The organism is Streptomyces purpurascens, assembly GCF_045040895.1.
Classification (GTDB): domain Bacteria; phylum Actinomycetota; class Actinomycetes; order Streptomycetales; family Streptomycetaceae; genus Streptomyces; species Streptomyces purpurascens.
Genome location: NZ_CP108341.1, coordinates 6,245,052 through 6,261,552, shown reverse-complemented (window position 1 = coordinate 6,261,552; position 16,501 = coordinate 6,245,052). Strand labels below are relative to the sequence as shown.

15 protein-coding genes and 1 riboswitch are annotated in these 16,501 nt (G+C 69.6%); of the genes, 7 read left to right on the top strand and 8 right to left on the bottom strand.

Features of this window, described 5'->3' with window-relative positions; all coding sequences use genetic code 11:
- Nucleotides 1–208: 208 nt before the first annotated feature.
- Nucleotides 209–928, bottom strand: a complete 720-nt coding sequence (locus tag OHU35_RS28700) for a TetR/AcrR family transcriptional regulator (protein ID WP_405509351.1) — start codon at nucleotides 926–928, stop codon at nucleotides 209–211.
- Between the two features lie 100 nt (nucleotides 929–1,028).
- Between OHU35_RS28700 and OHU35_RS28695 the strand changes: the two genes are divergently transcribed.
- The gene (locus OHU35_RS28695) at nucleotides 1,029–1,781 is read left to right on the top strand and encodes an SDR family oxidoreductase (protein WP_189723156.1); all 753 of its coding nucleotides are present in this window, start codon (nucleotides 1,029–1,031) and stop codon (nucleotides 1,779–1,781) included.
- A 71-nt stretch (nucleotides 1,782–1,852) separates the two neighbouring features.
- On the opposite strand, the gene OHU35_RS28690 is transcribed toward OHU35_RS28695, so the two are convergent.
- Complete coding sequence (locus OHU35_RS28690; protein WP_405507358.1) at nucleotides 1,853–2,923, bottom strand: SIS domain-containing protein; 1,071 nt, start codon at nucleotides 2,921–2,923, stop codon at nucleotides 1,853–1,855.
- Nucleotides 2,924–3,174: 251 nt separating this feature from the next.
- On the opposite strand from OHU35_RS28690, the gene nagB reads away from it, so the two are divergent.
- Nucleotides 3,175–3,960, top strand: a complete 786-nt coding sequence (gene nagB, locus OHU35_RS28685; protein ID WP_189723154.1) for a glucosamine-6-phosphate deaminase — start codon at nucleotides 3,175–3,177, stop codon at nucleotides 3,958–3,960.
- 58 nt (nucleotides 3,961–4,018) lie between these two features.
- Here nagB and OHU35_RS28680 read toward each other — a convergent pair whose 3' ends face one another.
- From OHU35_RS28680 to OHU35_RS28655, 6 genes are all read right to left on the bottom strand, one after another.
- Nucleotides 4,019–4,570, bottom strand: a complete 552-nt coding sequence (locus OHU35_RS28680) for a hypothetical protein (RefSeq protein ID WP_189723153.1) — start codon at nucleotides 4,568–4,570, stop codon at nucleotides 4,019–4,021.
- Nucleotides 4,567–4,815, bottom strand: a complete 249-nt coding sequence (locus OHU35_RS28675) for a helix-turn-helix transcriptional regulator (RefSeq protein WP_189723152.1) — start codon at nucleotides 4,813–4,815, stop codon at nucleotides 4,567–4,569. Before OHU35_RS28675 ends, OHU35_RS28680 begins: the two co-directional genes overlap by 4 nt.
- 30 nt (nucleotides 4,816–4,845) lie before the next feature.
- Nucleotides 4,846–6,393, bottom strand: a complete 1,548-nt coding sequence (locus OHU35_RS28670) for a glycoside hydrolase family 3 protein (protein ID WP_405507356.1) — start codon at nucleotides 6,391–6,393, stop codon at nucleotides 4,846–4,848.
- 9 nt (nucleotides 6,394–6,402) lie between these two features.
- Nucleotides 6,403–7,245, bottom strand: coding sequence for a carbohydrate ABC transporter permease (locus OHU35_RS28665; protein ID WP_189723150.1), 843 nt, complete (start codon nucleotides 7,243–7,245; stop codon nucleotides 6,403–6,405).
- Nucleotides 7,242–8,228 carry a carbohydrate ABC transporter permease gene (locus OHU35_RS28660; RefSeq protein ID WP_405507354.1) on the bottom strand — a complete coding sequence of 329 codons (987 nt, stop codon included), beginning with the start codon at nucleotides 8,226–8,228 and terminating at the stop codon, nucleotides 7,242–7,244. Before OHU35_RS28660 ends, OHU35_RS28665 begins: the two co-directional genes overlap by 4 nt.
- Nucleotides 8,229–8,300: 72 nt before the next feature.
- Nucleotides 8,301–9,581, bottom strand: a complete 1,281-nt coding sequence (locus OHU35_RS28655; RefSeq protein ID WP_189723148.1) for an extracellular solute-binding protein — start codon at nucleotides 9,579–9,581, stop codon at nucleotides 8,301–8,303.
- Nucleotides 9,582–9,895: 314 nt separating this feature from the next.
- On the opposite strand from OHU35_RS28655, the gene OHU35_RS28650 reads away from it, so the two are divergent.
- From OHU35_RS28650 to OHU35_RS28630, 5 genes are all read left to right on the top strand, one after another.
- Nucleotides 9,896–10,660 carry a GntR family transcriptional regulator gene (locus OHU35_RS28650; protein ID WP_189723147.1) on the top strand — a complete coding sequence of 255 codons (765 nt, stop codon included), beginning with the start codon at nucleotides 9,896–9,898 and terminating at the stop codon, nucleotides 10,658–10,660.
- A gap of 137 nt (nucleotides 10,661–10,797) precedes the next feature.
- A complete protein-coding gene (locus OHU35_RS28645) occupies nucleotides 10,798–11,052 on the top strand; it encodes a DUF3311 domain-containing protein (RefSeq protein ID WP_359886500.1) in 255 nt (84 codons plus the stop codon).
- On the top strand, nucleotides 11,049–12,677 hold the full coding sequence (mctP, locus tag OHU35_RS28640) for a monocarboxylate uptake permease MctP (protein WP_189723145.1): 1,629 nt from the start codon (nucleotides 11,049–11,051) through the stop codon (nucleotides 12,675–12,677). Before OHU35_RS28645 ends, mctP begins: the two co-directional genes overlap by 4 nt.
- Before the next feature lie 145 nt (nucleotides 12,678–12,822).
- Nucleotides 12,823–12,965, top strand: a riboswitch (cobalamin riboswitch).
- A 122-nt stretch (nucleotides 12,966–13,087) separates the two neighbouring features.
- The gene (locus OHU35_RS28635) at nucleotides 13,088–15,463 is read left to right on the top strand and encodes a ribonucleoside-diphosphate reductase subunit alpha (protein WP_405507353.1); all 2,376 of its coding nucleotides are present in this window, start codon (nucleotides 13,088–13,090) and stop codon (nucleotides 15,461–15,463) included.
- Nucleotides 15,463–16,470 carry a ribonucleotide-diphosphate reductase subunit beta gene (locus tag OHU35_RS28630; RefSeq protein WP_189723143.1) on the top strand — a complete coding sequence of 336 codons (1,008 nt, stop codon included), beginning with the start codon at nucleotides 15,463–15,465 and terminating at the stop codon, nucleotides 16,468–16,470. The genes OHU35_RS28635 and OHU35_RS28630 overlap by 1 nt, the downstream gene beginning before the upstream one ends.
- The last annotated feature ends 31 nt before the right edge of the window (nucleotides 16,471–16,501 follow it).

Sequence of the window (16,501 nt, the reverse complement as noted above, 5' to 3'; positions counted from 1 at the left end):
CCGAAGGATGAGGACCCGGGGCAGTCAGGGCAGAGAGCCTCGGTTCCTCGGTCCGTCCTCCTGTGCGGGGAAGACGGAGGCTTGTACGCGCTTCGCGAGCGCCCTCACGCATTGTGGACTAGACCACTAGGGGGTGTCCATGCGTTGGAGGCTGTTCGTTGTTGTTCTGTCTTCCGCGAATCGGACGTACTGACGTCCACCACGCAGCCTAACCCGTGTGGGTTCCTGTGCGGGGCCAGATGGTCATGGCAATTTTCGCGACCGCCTCCAGTTCCTCCCGGCTCGCCCCGTCCCGCGCCTGTTGTGACATGCCCTGGATCATCGCTCCGACGTGACGGGCCAGGGCGCCGGCGTCGGTGCCCGAGGGAAGCACGCCGGCGGCGACATCGGCCCTGACGCGGCTCTCGAACGCGGCGATGTTGGCGTTGCGGCGGTCCCGCAGCGACTGCTCGACCTCGGCGTCCGAGCAGTTCGTGGCGGCGTGGACGACGAGGCAGCCGTGCGGGTGGCCGGGTTCCGTGTACGCGGTGGCGGCCTCGCGCAGCGTGCGCTCGACGGCGGCCCGGGCGGTGGGTTCCTCGGCGAGGGCTCGGTCGGTGAACGAGCCGTGCCCCGTGCCGTAGACGCGGACGACCTCCTCGAAGAGGGAGCGCTTGTCACCGAAGGCCGCGTAGAGGCTGGGGGCGCCGATGTCCATGACGCGGGTGAGATCGGAGACGGACGTGGCCTCGTAGCCGTGCTCCCAGAAGGCCAGGAGGGCCTTCTCCAGCGCGGTCTCGCGATCGAAGGAGCGGGGGCGGCCGCGAGGTCTGCCCTTGGCCTTGTTCTCTCCGGAGTTCTTGGCCTTGCTCTCTCCGGCACTCGCCACCCTCGGGGCGTCCGCGGTTCCGTGCCTCGCGGCCCTCGCGGTCCCGTCGTCGTCGCTCACCATGGGGTGCATTTTATAGCGGGCACTAGAGAAATGTCGCCGGGCTGCTGTACGGTCATTTCTGTAGCGACCACTAGGAAAATGCGAAGGGGGCGTCGCCATGGGCGTGCTCACGGGCAGGACGGCACTCGTCACAGGGGCGAGCAGGGGCATCGGGCGAGGCATCGCCGAGCGGCTGGGGCGCGACGGCGCGCGGGTCGGGGTGCACTACGGCAGGAGCGAGGCGGCGGCGAAGGAGACGGCCGCGGCGATCGAGGCAGCCGGCGGCTCGGCGTTCACGGTGGGCGTGGAGCTCGGAGTACCGGGCGACGCCGAGGCCCTGTGGGAGGAGTTCGACCGGCACGCGGACGGGCTCGACATCCTGGTGAACAACGCGGGGATCGGGAACACGCGACCGATCGGGGAACTGGGCGAGCGGGAGTACGACCAGGTCTTCGCGGTCAATGTGAAGGCGCCGTTCTTCATCCTCAAGCACGGCATGACACGACTGCGGGACGGCGGCCGGGTCGTCAACATCTCGTCGGGCCTGGCCCGGACGGCGGCGATGCCGGACAACATGGCGTACGCGATGACGAAGGGCGCACTGGACGTCCTCTCTCGGGACCTGTCCAAGGTGCTGGGCCCTCGGGGCATCACGGTGAACTCGGTGGCGCCGGGGATCATCGAGACGGACAACACGGCCGAGCTGCTCCATGGAAGTGCCGACGGCTGGGCGAAGGCCGCGGCGCTGTCGGCACTGGGCGGAGTGGGCGAGCCCGCCGAGGTCGCGGACGTGGTGGCGTTCCTGGCCTCGGACGAGGGCCGGTGGGTGACGGGGAGCTGGGTGGATGTGACGGGGGGTTCGCTCACGTAGACGAGGCCGGGCTCACACGACGGTGATCAGGCCTGAGGGCGCTCCCCAGGCGCCCCCGACTCTCCCGTGGTTCATCGCGTCTCCGTCACCTTCGCCAGGGCACGAGGCGCGTCCGGGTCCTGGCCGCGGGCGATGGTGACCTCGTAGGCGAGGAGTTGGAGGGGGATGATCTCCAGGACGGGCTGGACCTCTTCGGCCACACCGTCCGTCGGCAGGACGAAGCCGGCCGTCGCCTGTTCGACCTGGTGCCTGGGGCCGATGACGACCAGGTCGGCGCCACGGCCGCGCAGCCGGTCGAGGACGGGCTGGAGCGCTTCGCCGCCCCTGCCGTCGGTGACGACGGCGATGACCGGGGAGACGTTGTCGACCATGGCGAGCGGTCCGTGCAGCAGATCGGCGCCGGAGTAGGAGAGGGCGGGGATGTAGCTGGTCTCCATCAGCTTGAGGGCGGCCTCCTTGGCCGTGGGGTAGCCGTAGCCGCGTGAGGTGATCACCATGCGCTCGGCGAAGCGGTAGCGGGCGGCGAGGGTGCGCACCTCGTCCTGCCGGGCGAGCAGTTGCTCGGCGAGGTCCGGCAGGACCTGCGCGGGCGCGCCGTCGCCGCCGCGCAGGCCCTCGACGAACAGGTAGAGCGCGAGGAGGGAGGCGGTGTAGGTCTTGGTCGCGGGGAGCGCCTTCTCCGGTCCGGCCATGATGTCGATGTGGTACTCGGAGACGTCGGCGAGCGGTGAGTCGGGGTTGTTGGTGACGGCCAGGGTGATCGCGCCGGCCTCGCGGGCGGCCCGGGTCGAGGCGACCAGGTCCGGGGAGCCGCCGGACTGGCTGACGGTGACGACGAGGACGTCCGTGAGGTCCGGCCGGGCGCCGTAGGCCGTGGTGGTGGACATCGAGGTGAGTCCGCAGGGCAGGCCGAGGCGGATCTCCAGAAGGTACTTGGCGTAGAGGGCGGCGTTGTCGGACGTGCCGCGGGCGGTCAGCAGGACGAAGCGGGGTGCTCGGGCGGCGATCCGCCGTGCCACGTCCCGGACGGCGGGGGCGCCGTCGGCCAGGATCCGGCGCAGGACGGCGGGCTGCTCCGCCATCTCCCGGGCCATGGTCCGGCCCGGGAGTTCGCTGAGGGGGTCCGGTGGGGCGGCGGTCATGGCGGGTTCCTTCCGTGGCGCGGGCGACTGCAGCTCCCATTCCACTCCCCCGGGCCGGAGAACGCCCCCGCGGGACCGGCACTGTTCACCTGGTGGAGGCCTGGTCGGCACAGTCGTGCCGCCCGCTCGGGAGCGAGGGCGTAGACCCTGGGAGCGGCGGCCCCGCTCTGTTAGATTGGTCTAAACCACATGGCCCCTCGGGGGTCCAGTCCCAGTCGAGCAAGCACTCCTTTCAGATCGGCAGGCCCAGCGTGGAAGTTGTCATCGTTCCGGACGCCAAGGCGGGCGGCGAGCTCATCGCCGAGGCCATGGCCCAGCTGCTCCGGCGCAAGCCCGAGGCGCTGCTCGGCGTGGCCACGGGCTCGACGCCGCTGCCCGTGTACGAGGCGCTGGCGGCCAAGGCGCGCTCCGGTGCCGTGGACGTCGCGGGGGCGCGGATCGCGCAGCTCGACGAGTATGTGGGGCTGCCCGCCGACCATCCGGAGTCGTACCGCTCGGTGCTGCGGCGTGAGGTGCTGGAGCCACTCGGGATCGGGATGGGCCAGTTCACGGGCCCGGACGGTACCGCCGAGGATGTGCAGGGCGCGTGCGAGGCGTACGACAAGGTGCTGTCGGACGCCGGGGGTGTGGACCTTCAATTGCTCGGGATCGGGACCGACGGGCACATAGGGTTCAACGAGCCGTGCTCGTCGCTGGCGTCGCGGACCCGGATCAAGACGCTGACCCAGCAGACCCGGATCGACAACGCGCGGTTCTTCGACGGCGACATCGACCAGGTGCCGCACCACGTGATCACACAGGGCATCGGCACCATCCTGGAGGCCCGGCACCTGGTGCTGCTCGCCACCGGCGAGGGCAAGGCGGACGCGGTCGCGGCGACGGTGGAAGGGCCGGTCGCAGCGGTGTGCCCCGCGTCCGCGCTCCAGCTCCACCCGCACGCGACCGTCGTCGTCGACGAGGCCGCCGCGTCGAAGCTGAAGCTCGCGGACTACTTCCGGCACACGTACGTCAACAAGCCGGAGTGGCAGGGGATCTAGGGCCTGTCCGCAGACTTCCTGTCGTCAGAGTCCCAGTCGCCAGAGTCCCTGTCGTCCGTCACGCCGCAGGCGCGGCGGCCTCGGCTTCCAGTGCGTCGTCCTCGGCCGGCTCGTCCTGGGCGCGCAGGCCGGCCACCCAGAGCGGCATCAGCCAGTGGACGACGAGGACGGCGATGAGCAGGGGCGCAGCGAAGGCCTTCGGGGCGTCGCCTGCGACGCCGCCCGTGATCAGCAAGGCAACCGCCACCGCTGCCAGGAGCAGGGTCGTCATGCGGTGGGCGCGGGCCAGGACCCGGGTGCGTTCCGCCGACTGCCTCTCGTCCAGGACATGTTCGCGCAGTTCCAGCAGGCCCCTGGTGGCGCCGTTGATGACGCCGGTCGCGACCATCCAGGGAAGCAGCAGTACGGCCATCACGGCGACGGGCCACAGCGGCTCGCCCTCGGCGAGGAAGAAGTGGGTCATCAGTCCGCCGATGGCCACGGTGAGGGTGATGTGCGCCGCGACGGCCAGACGCCGGCGTGCCGCCGTGGCGTACCAGGCCTGGCCCCGGCGGTCGTTCATCAGCCGCAGCATGCTCCGGTCGTACCGGGTCAGGCGTGTCGTCGTCATGGCTGGTTCCTCCCGTAGACCTCGTCCGTGAGCGGGCGGAACGGTTCGAGGGAGAACACGGCCTCGACCGGCAGGCTGAAGAACTTCGAGATCTTCAGCGCCAGGTCGAGGCTCGGGTTGTACTGCCCTCGCTCGATGTAGCCGATGGTCTGGTAGTGGGCTCCCACTGCCTCGGCCAGGCTCTGGCGCGACACCTTCCGTTCGGCGCGCACCATGGCCAACCTGTTGTGCACCTGCTCGCTCATGTATAAGAAGTACTACATTCGGATGCAGCCTTACAACCCCGTGATCCCGGCGAGCCCGGTGATCACCTCGGCTGCCGCCCGGCCGCAGACGCGGGCCGCGCCATGGGTGGCGATGTGCAGGGCGCCGCGCGGGGCGGCCTGGGGGACGCCCATCTCGACCACGATGGTGTCGGGGCGGGCCGCCAGCAGGGTGTCGAGGGCCGAGGCCATCCAGGGGTGGCGGTGTTCGTCGCGGACGACGGCGACGATGCGGCGCGGACCGGCCGCCTGAAGAGCCGCCCGTCCGGCACTCTCCCCGCTCTCGCCGCCCTTGCCGGCGTCGGCGGAGAAGCTGCCGGTCACGGTGCCCGGCAGGAGGTGGATGAGTTCCGCGGCGACGCCCCACGGGGTCTCGTCGCCGACCGCGATGTTGGCGACGGGAGTGAGGGCGGCGACGTAGGGCGGTTCGGTGAGGGGCTTGAAGCTCTCCGGGCGCTCCAGGCCCGGTGCGACGGTGACCGTGAGGGCGCGGCGGGCGGCCCGCAGGCCGATGTGGTCGCCGTGTGCGTCCTCGGGTGAGCGGGCTGCCGAGCCCGCCCAGCGGGCCAGTGCCCGTACCCGGTCCGCGGCGTCGGCGAGGCGTTCCTCCGGGAGTTCGCCCGCGCGTACCGCCGCGACCAGGGCGTCGCGCAGGCGCAGTACGGTCGCGTCGTCGGCCAGGCCGCCGCCCACGCAGATCGCGTCGGCACCTGCGGCGACGGCGAGGACGCTGCCGCGTTCGATGCCGTAGGTGCCGGCGATGGCCCGCATCTCCATGCCGTCGGTGACGATGAGGCCGTCGTAGCCGAGTTCGCCGCGCAGCAGGCCGGTCAGGATGCGCCGGGAGAGCGTGGCTGGGAGGTCGGGGTCCAGGGCGGGGACCAGGATGTGGGCGCTCATCACGGCCCGGGTGCCGGCGGCGATGGCGGCGCGGAACGGGGTCAGTTCGCGGTCGGTGAGCACGTCCGCGGGGACGTCGATGCGCGGGAGGGAGTGGTGGGAGTCGACGGCCGTGTCGCCGTGGCCGGGGAAGTGCTTGGTGCAGGCGGCGACCCCGGCGGACTGCAGACCCGACACATAGGCCGCGGTGTGCCGGGCCGCCAGGTCGGTGTCGGCGCCGAAGGAGCGGACGCCGATCACCGGGTTGGACGGGTTGGAGTTCACATCGGCGGAGGGTGCCCAGTTGAGGTTCACGCCGCAGGAGGCGAGGCGGCGGCCCAGTTCGTGGGCGACGGCTCGCGTCAGCTCGACGTCGTCGACCGCGCCGAGCGCGTGGTTGCCCGGGAAGGAGGAGCCGGACCGCACCTCCAGGCGGGTCACGTCACCGCCTTCCTCGTCGATCGCGACCAGCACGTCGTCGCGCTCGGCCCGCAGTTGCGCGGTGAGCGCGGCCAGTTGGCCGGGCGAGGCGATGTTGCGGCCGAACAGGCCGACGGAGGCGAGGCCCTCACCGAGCCGGCGCAGCAGCCAGTCGGGGGCGGTGGTGCCGGTGAAGCCGGGCTGGAGAACCGTCAGGGCGTCACGCGTGAGCGTGTCGGCACCGCTGGCGAGTGTCGTCATCGGGTGGGGTCATCCCTTCACGGCGCCCGCGGTCAGGCCCGCGGCCATCTTGCGCTGGACGAGGAGGAAGAGGGCGACGATGGGCACGGCCATCATCGTGGCGCCGGCCATCATCGGGGCGTATTCGGTGCCGTGCTTGGTGGTGAAGTTGCCGAGCCAGACGGTCGCGGTCTGGTTCTTCTGGCTGAGCAGCATCAGGGCGTAGAGGTACTCGTTCCAGGCCTGGATGAAGCCGTAGACCGAGGTGGCGACCATGCCGGGGGCCAGGAGCGGGAAGACGACCCGGAGGAAGGCGCCCGTGCGGGAGCAGCCGTCGACCATGGCCGCCTCCTCCAGTTCCTTCGGGATGTTGACGATGAAGCCGCGCAGCGTCCACACCGTGAACGGGAGGATGAAGGTCAGGTAGGTGATGATGAGGCCGGTCAGCCGGTCGTACTGGCCCAGGTCGTTGAGCAGCAGGAACACCGGGATGATCATGGCGACCAGCGGGACCATCTGGACCGCCAGGATGCCCACGATCACGATCTTCCGGCCGCGGAAGGCGAACCGGGAGATGGCGAGCGCGGCCAGCAGCCCGACGACCATGCCGATGACGACGACCGCCAGCGACACCACCAGGCTGCGGCCCACCGGGCCCCAGAAGTCGGCGATGTCCAGCGCCCGGCCGAAGTTGGCGAAGGTGATGCCGGTGGGCAGCAGGCTCGGGTCCGGGTCGATGGCGTCCTTGGCGGGTTTGAACGCCGTGTTGAGCATCCAGTAGAGCGGGAAGCCGGCGACGAGGAAGACCAGGAGGCCGAGGAGGTTCCAGCCGAGCCGCGACTTACGGCGGCCGGCTCCGGCGAGCGTGCTCATTCGACCTCTCCGATCTTCAGCATCTGCCGCATGTAGACGGCGACCACGCCGAGCAGCAGCAGGACGGTGATCAGCGCGATGGCCGAGCCCTGCGCGTAGTCGTTGACCACGAACGCCCGGTCGTAGGAGTAGGTGTTGAGGACCTGGAACTCCGGCTCGGGGTGGCCGTTGCGCATGACGAACACCTGCGGGAAGACGCCCATGTCCCAGATGACCGACAGGGTCGTGAGCATCACGATGATCGGCTTGAGGACGGGCAGGGTGACGTAGCGGAAGACGCCCCAGGAGCCGGCGCCGTCCAGGCGGGCCGCCTCCTCCAGTTCCTTCGGGACCTGGGTGAGACCGGCGCTGAGCGTGATCACCACGAACGGCACCGCTCCCCACACCACCAGCAGCATGATCACGGCCAGGCCCTGGGGCCCGCTGGCGAACCAGTTGTGGCCGATCATCTCCACGCCGGGCAGCTTGCTGAGCAGCGCGTTGAGGACGCCGTAGTCCGAGTCGAAGAGCCATTTGAAGACCGTGGTCGCCACGATCACCGGCATGCCCCAGCTCGCCACCAGCACGATGTTGATGAGCACCTTCAGCCAGCCGGAGACCCTCTGGAGCAGCAGGGCGAGCGCCATGCCGATCACCATCGTGAAGACGACGGCTCCGGCCGCGAAGACGATGGTGCGCACGACGACGGCCCAGAACTCGCCGTCGCCCAGCACTTTGGCGAAGTTGTCGAACCCGACCGACTCGGCCGGCTGGAAGCCCCACAGCTGGGACTGCCCGAACTTCTGGAAGGACAGGGTGACCAGCCGGGCCAGCGGATAGCCCATGACCAGGGCGAGGATCAGCAGGCAGGGCGCGAGCAGCAGCCAGGGGGCCGTGGCCCCGCCCGACGGCCGGTTCACCCGTGGCGGATCGTCGGCAGGGGTTGGCGGTGCCTGCCGCGGTGGCGGCACCTTGGCAGGGGTGGTGGTGTCTGCGGCACTCATCGCGCGCTCCTCGGCGGTCCCTCAGGTCTTGACGACGGCGGGGCTCCGCCGACAGGGAGCCCCGCCCGAAGGTCACTTGGTGTTGATGACCTTGTCGATCGCGGCGTCCGCGTCCTTGGCGGCGGCCTCGACCGACTTCTTGCCGGTGCCGATGCTCTGCAGCATGGTCTGCAGGATCTGCGCCTTCTCGACCTGGCCCCAGCCGGGGGCCATCGGGACGAACCAGTTGGACTCGGCCGCGGTGGCGGGGACCGCCGTCGCCGGGTCGTTCTTCAGCGTCGCGAGGTCGGTCTTGTTGTTGGGCAGGTTGCCCTTGGCCATCAGGCCCTTCTGCCCGGAGGAGCCGGTGTACGCGTTGATCCACTCGGCGGCCAGGTCCTGCGCGTCGGACTTCACCGGCACGGCGAGGTCGGAGCCGCCCAGGAAGACGGGCATGTTCTTGCCGGACGGGCCGGGCATCACGAAGTTCTCGAGGTTGCCCTTGAGCTTGCCGGTCTTGTCGTTCTTCGGGTCCTCGGCGGTCGCGCCCTCCCAGGCGGCGGCGAAGATCATGGCGGACTTGCCCTGGCCGTAGACGATGTAGCGGTCGGACTCGTCCTTGGTCTTGTCGCCGTGCATGTACGAGTCGACGACGTTCTTGAACTCCGTCAGGCCCTTGAGGGACTCGGGCGAGGAGAGGCTGGCCTTCCACTGGCCGCCCGACTCGGTGGCGATGGCGCCGCCGGCGTCGTAGACGAAGGACATGGCCGCGTACCAGTCGCGGGTCGGCTGGTACCAGGCGTTGTACTTGCCGCCCTCCTTCTTCTGGATCTTGTCCAGGGCGGCGGTCAGCTCCTTGTACGTCTTCGGGGGCGTCTTCACACCGACCGAAGCCGCGATGTCCTTGCGCCAGTTGGCGACGCGGCCGCCGGCGTAGTACGGGACGCCATAGGTCTTGTCCTCGTAGGTGACCGAGGCCTTGAGGCCGTCCAGCCAGGCGTCGGAGTTGTCGAACTTCGCCGGGTCCAGGGGAGCGAAGGCGCCCTTGACCATGTAGCCGAGCATCTCCGTGTTGCCCATCTCGACCACGTCGGGGGCCTTGTCGGTGGCGAGGACGGCGTCGAGCTTGGCGTTCTTGTCGGGCCAGCCGTAGTACTCGTGGTTGATCTTGAGCCCGGGGTGCTTCTTCTGCACCGCGGCGTCGGCGGCCTTCACCAGCTGCGGCCAGTTGTTCTGGGCGTCGACGGTGAGCCAGACGGTCAGCTCCTTGGCGTCCGCGCCGCCCTTGTCCGAACCACCGCCCTCGCCCCCGCACGCCGCGATGGAGACCATCATGCCCGCGATACCGATCGCGGATATCAGCTTGCGCTTCACGCCACCCTCCTCAGGGATGCCCACAACCCCCCTGGCTCCCCGCAGTGAACGTGGGGCCGGGCCTGGACCATTGGTGTAGACCAGTAGGGAGGAGCTTGGCTTGGACCAGAAGACCTGTCAAGAGTCCCGATAAGGCTCTGACCAGCCGTTATGCGACCTACATATGCAGGGACCTTTAAGTAATAAGCCAGCGAAAAGCCGACTGCACCCGCCATACTTCGGGTAGACCACTGGACGTGGTGGACTAGACCAAAAGCGGCGCCGACGGTATACAAGTGGGATCGTGTCGGCGGACCGAGCCGGGAAGGCGGAGCATGAGCACCGACGTCAGCAGTGCGGAGAACGAGAACGGGGCGCCCGTCCGTACCGCACGCGTGCCCAAGTACTACCGCCTGAAGAAGCACCTGCTCGACATGACGGACACGCAGGCGCCCGGCACTCCGGTACCGCCCGAGCGCACGCTGGCCGCGGAGTTCGACACCTCGCGCACGACCGTGCGCCAGGCGCTGCAGGAGCTGGTCGTCGAGGGCCGTCTGGAGCGCATCCAGGGCAAGGGCACGTTCGTCGCCAAGCCGAAGGTCTCCCAGGCGCTGCAACTGACCTCCTACACCGAGGACATGCGCGCCCAGGGCCTCGAACCCACCTCGCAGCTGCTGGACATCGGCTACATCACCGCCGACGACCGTCTCGCCGGCCTGCTCGACATCGCGCCGGGCGGACGCGTGCTGCGCATCGAGCGGCTGCGCATGGCCAACGGCGAGCCGATGGCCATCGAGACCACCCATCTGTCCGCCAAGCGCTTCCCGGCGCTGCGGCGGTCGCTGGTGAAGTACACGTCCCTGTACACCGCGCTCGCCGAGGTCTACGACGTCCACCTCGCGGAGGCCGAGGAGACCATCGAGACATCGCTGGCCACCCCGCGCGAGGCCGGCCTGCTCGGCACGGACGTCGGCCTGCCCATGCTGATGCTGTCCCGGCACTCGCTGGACCGGGACGGGCAGCCGGTGGAGTGGGTGCGGTCGGTGTACCGGGGGGACCGGTACAAGTTCGTGGCCCGACTGAAGCGGCCTCTCGAGTAGCGCACGCCGCGGACCGCTGGTGAGCCCGGGTTTCTATTGGGTACCGCATTGCGGACGAGGGGTTCCGCTCCCGCCGCACCCTGACCTAGATTGCCTGCGCATTACACAGGTGATCACTGAGGGGACGGAGCCGCCTGATGTCGCAAGCCCCAGAAGCCAGTAGAGAGCCGGTGGTGACGCCGATGCGCGTCGTCATCGCCCTCTGCCTGATAGCGCCCTTCGTGGCCATGCTGTGGGTCGGCTCGTACGCCAAGACCGACCCGGCCTTCATCGGCATCCCGTTCTTCTACTGGTACCAGATGGCGTGGGTGCTCATCTCCACCGCGCTGACGATGACCGCCTACAAGCTGTGGCAGCGTGACCAGCGCGCCCGTCGGGGAGGTACGCGGTGAAGGACGGCGTGAACGGCGTCGCACTCGCCGTCTTCATCTTCTTCTTCCTGCTCGTCACGGTCATGGGCTTCCTGGCCTCGCGGTGGCGCAGGGCCGAGAACGAGAACAGCCTCGACGAGTGGGGCCTGGGCGGCCGGTCGTTCGGCACCTGGGTCACGTGGTTCCTGCTCGGCGGTGACCTGTACACGGCGTACACCTTCGTGGCCGTACCGGCGGCGATCTACGCGGCGGGCGCGGCCGGCTTCTTCGCCGTGCCGTACACGATCCTGGTCTACCCGCTGATCTTCACCTTCCTCCCCCGCCTGTGGTCCGTGTCCCACAAGCACGGGTACGTGACGACGTCCGACTTCGTGCGCGGCCGCTTCGGCTCCAAGGGCCTGTCGCTGGCCGTGGCCGTCACCGGCATCCTCGCGACGATGCCGTACATCGCGCTCCAGCTCGTCGGCATCCAGGCCGTGCTGGACGTGATGGGCGTCGGCGGCGGCGAGGACACCAACTGGTTCATCAAGGACCTGCCGCTGCTGATCGCGTTCGGCGTGCTGGCGGCCTACACGTACTCGTCGGGCCTGCGTGCCCCGGCGCTGATCGCCTTCGTCAAGGACACCCTGATCTACATCGTCATCGCGGTGGCGATCATCTACATCCCGATCAAGCTGGGCGGCTTCGACGAGATCTTCGCCAAGGCGGGCGACGCGTACAGCCAGACCAACCCGGCGACGGGCGCGCCGCGCGGTGCGCTGGTACCGCCGGAGGCGGGGCAGTGGACGTACGCCACGCTGGCGCTCGGCTCGGCGCTCGCGCTCTTCATGTACCCGCACTCGATCACGGCCACGCTGTCCTCGCGCAGCCGTGAGGTGATCCGCCGCAACACCACGATCCTGCCGCTGTACTCGCTGATGCTGGGCCTGCTCGCGCTGCTCGGCTTCATGGCCATCGCGGCCGGGATCAAGGTGCAGAACGGTCAGCTGGCGATCCCGCAGCTGTTCGAGACGATGTTCCCGGACTGGTTCGCCGGCGTGGCCTTCGCGGCGATCGGCATCGGAGCGCTCGTGCCGGCGGCCATCATGTCCATCGCGGCAGCGAACCTCTTCACCCGCAACATCTACAAGGACTTCCTCAAGCCGGACGCCACGCCGGAGCAGGAGACCAAGGTCTCCAAGCTGGTCTCCCTGCTGGTGAAGGTGGGCGCGCTGGCCTTCGTCCTCACCATGGACAAGACCGTCGCCATCAACTTCCAGCTGCTCGGCGGCATCTGGATCCTGCAGACCTTCCCGGCCCTGGTCGGCGGCCTGTTCACCCGCTGGTTCCACCGCTGGGCGCTGCTCGCGGGCTGGGCGGTCGGCATGATCTACGGCACGGCCGCCGCGTACGGGGTCGCCTCGCCGACCCAGAAGCACTTCGGCGGCTCCTCGAAGGAGATCCCCGGCATCGGTGAGATCGGCTACATCGGCCTCACGGCGTTCGTCCTGAACGTGGTGGTGACGGTGGTCCTCACCTTCGTCCTGAAGGCCCTCAAGGCCCCCGACGGCATCGACGAGACCAAGCCGGAGGACTACACGGCCGACGCTGGCGACCCAGGGGTCCAGGTGGAGCTTCCGCCCGCCACGGCAGGCTCCGCCCACTAGCTCCGACCTCTCCGCAAGGACACCCAGCGGGCCGCCGTGACAAGGCATCACGGCGGCCCGCTGCCGTGCGTACTCACGTCACGCTCCTCACCTACCAGTTGACGCTCTGAAACCAGCACGACACAACATCTGGGGGTGCCACCGGAACCCGGCACAAGATGTATGCTCGTGCTCGCTGTCGCCGCAGGGGAATCCGGTGCGAATCCGGAACTGTCCCGCAACGGTGTACTTGTGCATGTTCGTGCACAGGAGTCAGTCCGAGGACCTGCCGACAGCGCACCCGGCCGTCCGGCCGGGATGCCCTGACGTCCGGGCCTCGTGGAATGGGCCGGTGGACGCGACGCCGTGTGCGCTCGTGTGCTGCCCCCTGCCCTGTGCGAGGCCCCTTGCCGAGCGAGGGAGAGCCCCACGTGACCATCGCGCCAGCCGAACCGGTCTCAGCTGCCGAAGAAGAGCACGACGGTCCCGGTGCCGCGCTGCTGCGGACCCTGACCGAGCTGACCGCCGATCTCCCCGACGCCGACCCCGGCCGGGTCGCCGCGGCCGCGTTGCGCGGCCGGTCCGCGCGGGCGGACGAGACGGAGCTGCGCGAGCTCGCGACGGAGGCGGCCGCCGGCCTCATCTCCGAGGACCCCGCCTACTCCCGGCTGGCCGCGCGCCTGCTGACGATCGGCATCCGCGCCGAGGCCGCCTCGCAGGGCGTCACGTCCTTCACCGAGTCCGTCGCGGTCGGCCACCGGGAGGGCCTGATCGCCGACCGGACCGCCGAGTTCGTGCGCCTGCACGCCGCCCGGCTCGACGCGCTGATCGACCGGGCCGCCGACGACCGCTTCGGCTACTTCGGCCTGCGGACGCTGCACAGCCGCTACCTGCTCCGCCACCCGATCACCCGCAAGGTCGTCGAGACGCCCCAGCACTTCATGCTGCGCGTCGCCGCCGGCCTCGCCGAGGACGACACGGCACAGTCCGTCGACGAGGTCGCCGCGCTCTACGGGCTCATGAGCCGCCTCGACTACCTCCCCTCCTCCCCCACCCTCTTCAACTCCGGCACGCGGCACCCCCAGATGTCGTCCTGCTACCTCCTCGACTCCCCCAAGGACGAGCTGGACTCGATCTACGACCGGTACCACCAGGTGGCCCGGCTCTCGAAGCACGCGGGCGGCATCGGGCTGTCGTACTCCCGTATCCGTGCGCGCGGTTCGCTGATCCGCGGCACCAACGGCCACTCCAACGGCATCGTCCCGTTCCTGAAGACCCTCGACGCCTCGGTCGCCGCCGTGAACCAGGGCGGCCGCCGCAAGGGCGCGGCCGCGGTCTACCTGGAGACCTGGCACTCCGACATCGAGGAGTTCCTGGAGCTGCGCGACAACACCGGCGAGGACGCCCGCCGTACGCACAACCTGAACCTGGCGCACTGGGTGCCGGACGAGTTCATGCGGCGGGTGAACGCCGACGGGCAGTGGTCGCTGTTCTCCCCCTCGGACGTGCCCGAGCTGGTCGACCTGTACGGCGAGGAGTTCGACGCCTCGTACCGGGCGGCCGAGGCGAAGGGCCTGGCGAGGAAGACCCTGCCCGCCCGTGAGCTGTACGGCCGCATGATGCGCGCCCTCGCGCAGACCGGCAACGGCTGGATGACCTTCAAGGACGCCGCCAACCGCACCGCCAACCAGACGGCCGAGCCGGGCCACGTCGTCCACTCCTCCAACCTCTGCACGGAGATCCTGGAGGTCACCGACGACGGGGAGACGGCGGTCTGCAACCTGGGGTCGGTCAACCTCGGCGCCTTCGTCGACCGGGCCCGCGGGGACATCGACTGGGAGCGGCTGGACGAGACCGTCCGTACGGCTGTGACCTTCCTCGACCGTGTCGTGGACATCAACTTCTACCCGACCGAGCAGGCGGGCCGCTCCAACGCCCGGTGGCGTCCGGTCGGTCTCGGGGCCATGGGCCTGCAGGACGTCTTCTTCCAGCTGCGCCTGCCCTTCGACTCGCCCGAGGCCAAGGCGCTCTCCACCCGCATCGCCGAGCGCGTCATGCTCGCGGCGTACGAGGCCTCCGCCGACCTGGCCGAGCGCAGCGGGCCGCTGCCGGCCTGGGAGAAGACCCGTACGGCCAGGGGCGTGCTGCACCCCGACCACTACGACGTGGAGCTGACCTGGCCCGAGCGCTGGGCGGCCCTGCGCGAGCGCATCGCCGCGACCGGCATGCGCAACTCCCTGCTCCTCGCCATCGCGCCCACGGCCACCATCGCCTCCATCGCGGGCGTGTACGAGTGCATCGAGCCGCAGGTGTCCAACCTGTTCAAGCGCGAGACGCTGTCGGGTGAGTTCCTCCAGGTCAACTCCTACCTAGTGGACGAGCTGAAGCGGCTCGGTGTGTGGGACGCCCGCAGCCGGGAGGCGCTGCGCGAGGCGAACGGCTCGGTGCAGGAGTTCGCCTGGATCCCCGCGGACGTACGGGCGCTCTACCGCACGGCGTGGGAGGTCCCGCAGCGCGGCCTGATCGACATGGCGGCGGCCAGGACCCCGTTCCTGGACCAGTCCCAGTCCCTGAACCTCTTCATGGAGACGCCGACCATCGGCAAGCTCTCCTCGATGTACGCGTACGCCTGGAAGGCCGGGCTGAAGACGACGTACTACCTGCGCTCGCGCCCGGCGACCCGCATCGCCCGCGCCGCGCAGGCCCAGGCACAGCCTGAGAAGACCATCCCCGTGCAGCAGACGGCCGATCCCGACGCGGTCGCCTGCTCCCTGGAAAACCCCGAGTCCTGCGAGGCCTGCCAGTAATGACCACCCAGAACCTTCTCGACCCCGGCTTCGAGCTCACCCTGCGCCCCATGCGCTACCCGGACTTCTACGAGCGCTACCGGGACGCCATCAAGAACACCTGGACCGTGGAGGAGGTCGACCTCCACTCGGACGTCGCCGACCTCGCCAAGCTGTCCCCCGAGGAGCAGCACCTGATCGGCCGTCTGGTCGCCTTCTTCGCGACGGGCGACTCGATCGTCGCGAACAACCTGGTGCTGACGCTGTACAAGCACATCAACTCCCCCGAAGCGCGGCTGTACCTGTCCCGCCAGCTGTTCGAGGAGGCCGTGCACGTCCAGTTCTATCTGACGCTGCTCGACACCTATCTCCCCGACCCGGCGGACCGAGCCGCCGCGTTCGACGCCGTGGAGAACATCCCCTCCATCCGCGAGAAGGCCGGGTTCTGCTTCAAGTGGATGGACTCGGTGGAGAAGCTGGACCGGCTGGAGACCCAGGCCGACCGCCGCCGCTTCCTGCTGAACCTGATCTGCTTCGCCGCGTGCATCGAGGGCCTGTTCTTCTACGGCGCCTTCGCCTACGTCTACTGGTTCCGCAGCCGGGGCCTGCTGCACGGCCTGGCCACCGGCACCAACTGGGTGTTCCGCGACGAGACGATGCACATGTCCTTCGCCTTCGAGGTGGTCGACACCGTCCGCAAGGAGGAGCCGGAGCTGTTCGACGACCAGCTCGAGCAGCAGGTCACGGACATGCTGCGGGAGGCCGTCGAGGCCGAGCTGCAGTTCGCGCGCGACCTGTGCGGTGACGGCCTCCCGGGCATGAACACCGAGTCGATGCGGCAGTACCTGGAGTGCGTCGCCGACCAGCGGCTCACCCGGCTCGGCTTCGCTCCGGTGTACGGCTCCGAGAACCCCTTCTCCTTCATGGAGCTCCAGGGGGTTCAGGAGCTGACCAACTTCTTCGAGCGGCGCCCCTCGGCGTACCAGGTGGCGGTGGAGGGCACCGTCGACCTGGACGAGGACTTCTGAGCCCGCTCGCTCTCCCTGGCCTCCTGGGCCT

Excerpts from the sequence above, each read along its gene's own strand:
- OHU35_RS28665 (WP_189723150.1), bottom strand. The coding sequence starts at position 7,245 with ATGAGCACGCTCGCCGGAGCCGGCCGCCGTAAGTCGCGGCTCGGCTGG.
- OHU35_RS28675 (WP_189723152.1), bottom strand. The coding sequence starts at position 4,815 with ATGAGCGAGCAGGTGCACAACAGGTTGGCCATGGTGCGCGCCGAACGG.
- OHU35_RS28670 (WP_405507356.1), bottom strand. The coding sequence starts at position 6,393 with ATGACGACACTCGCCAGCGGTGCCGACACGCTCACGCGTGACGCCCTG.
- OHU35_RS28695 (WP_189723156.1), top strand. The coding sequence starts at position 1,029 with ATGGGCGTGCTCACGGGCAGGACGGCACTCGTCACAGGGGCGAGCAGG.
- OHU35_RS28690 (WP_405507358.1), bottom strand. The coding sequence starts at position 2,923 with ATGACCGCCGCCCCACCGGACCCCCTCAGCGAACTCCCGGGCCGGACC.
- OHU35_RS28630 (WP_189723143.1), top strand. The coding sequence starts at position 15,463 with ATGACCACCCAGAACCTTCTCGACCCCGGCTTCGAGCTCACCCTGCGC.
- OHU35_RS28650 (WP_189723147.1), top strand. The coding sequence starts at position 9,896 with ATGAGCACCGACGTCAGCAGTGCGGAGAACGAGAACGGGGCGCCCGTC.
- OHU35_RS28680 (WP_189723153.1), bottom strand. The coding sequence starts at position 4,570 with ATGACGACGACACGCCTGACCCGGTACGACCGGAGCATGCTGCGGCTG.
- OHU35_RS28660 (WP_405507354.1), bottom strand. The coding sequence starts at position 8,228 with ATGAGTGCCGCAGACACCACCACCCCTGCCAAGGTGCCGCCACCGCGG.
- OHU35_RS28645 (WP_359886500.1), top strand. The coding sequence starts at position 10,798 with ATGTCGCAAGCCCCAGAAGCCAGTAGAGAGCCGGTGGTGACGCCGATG.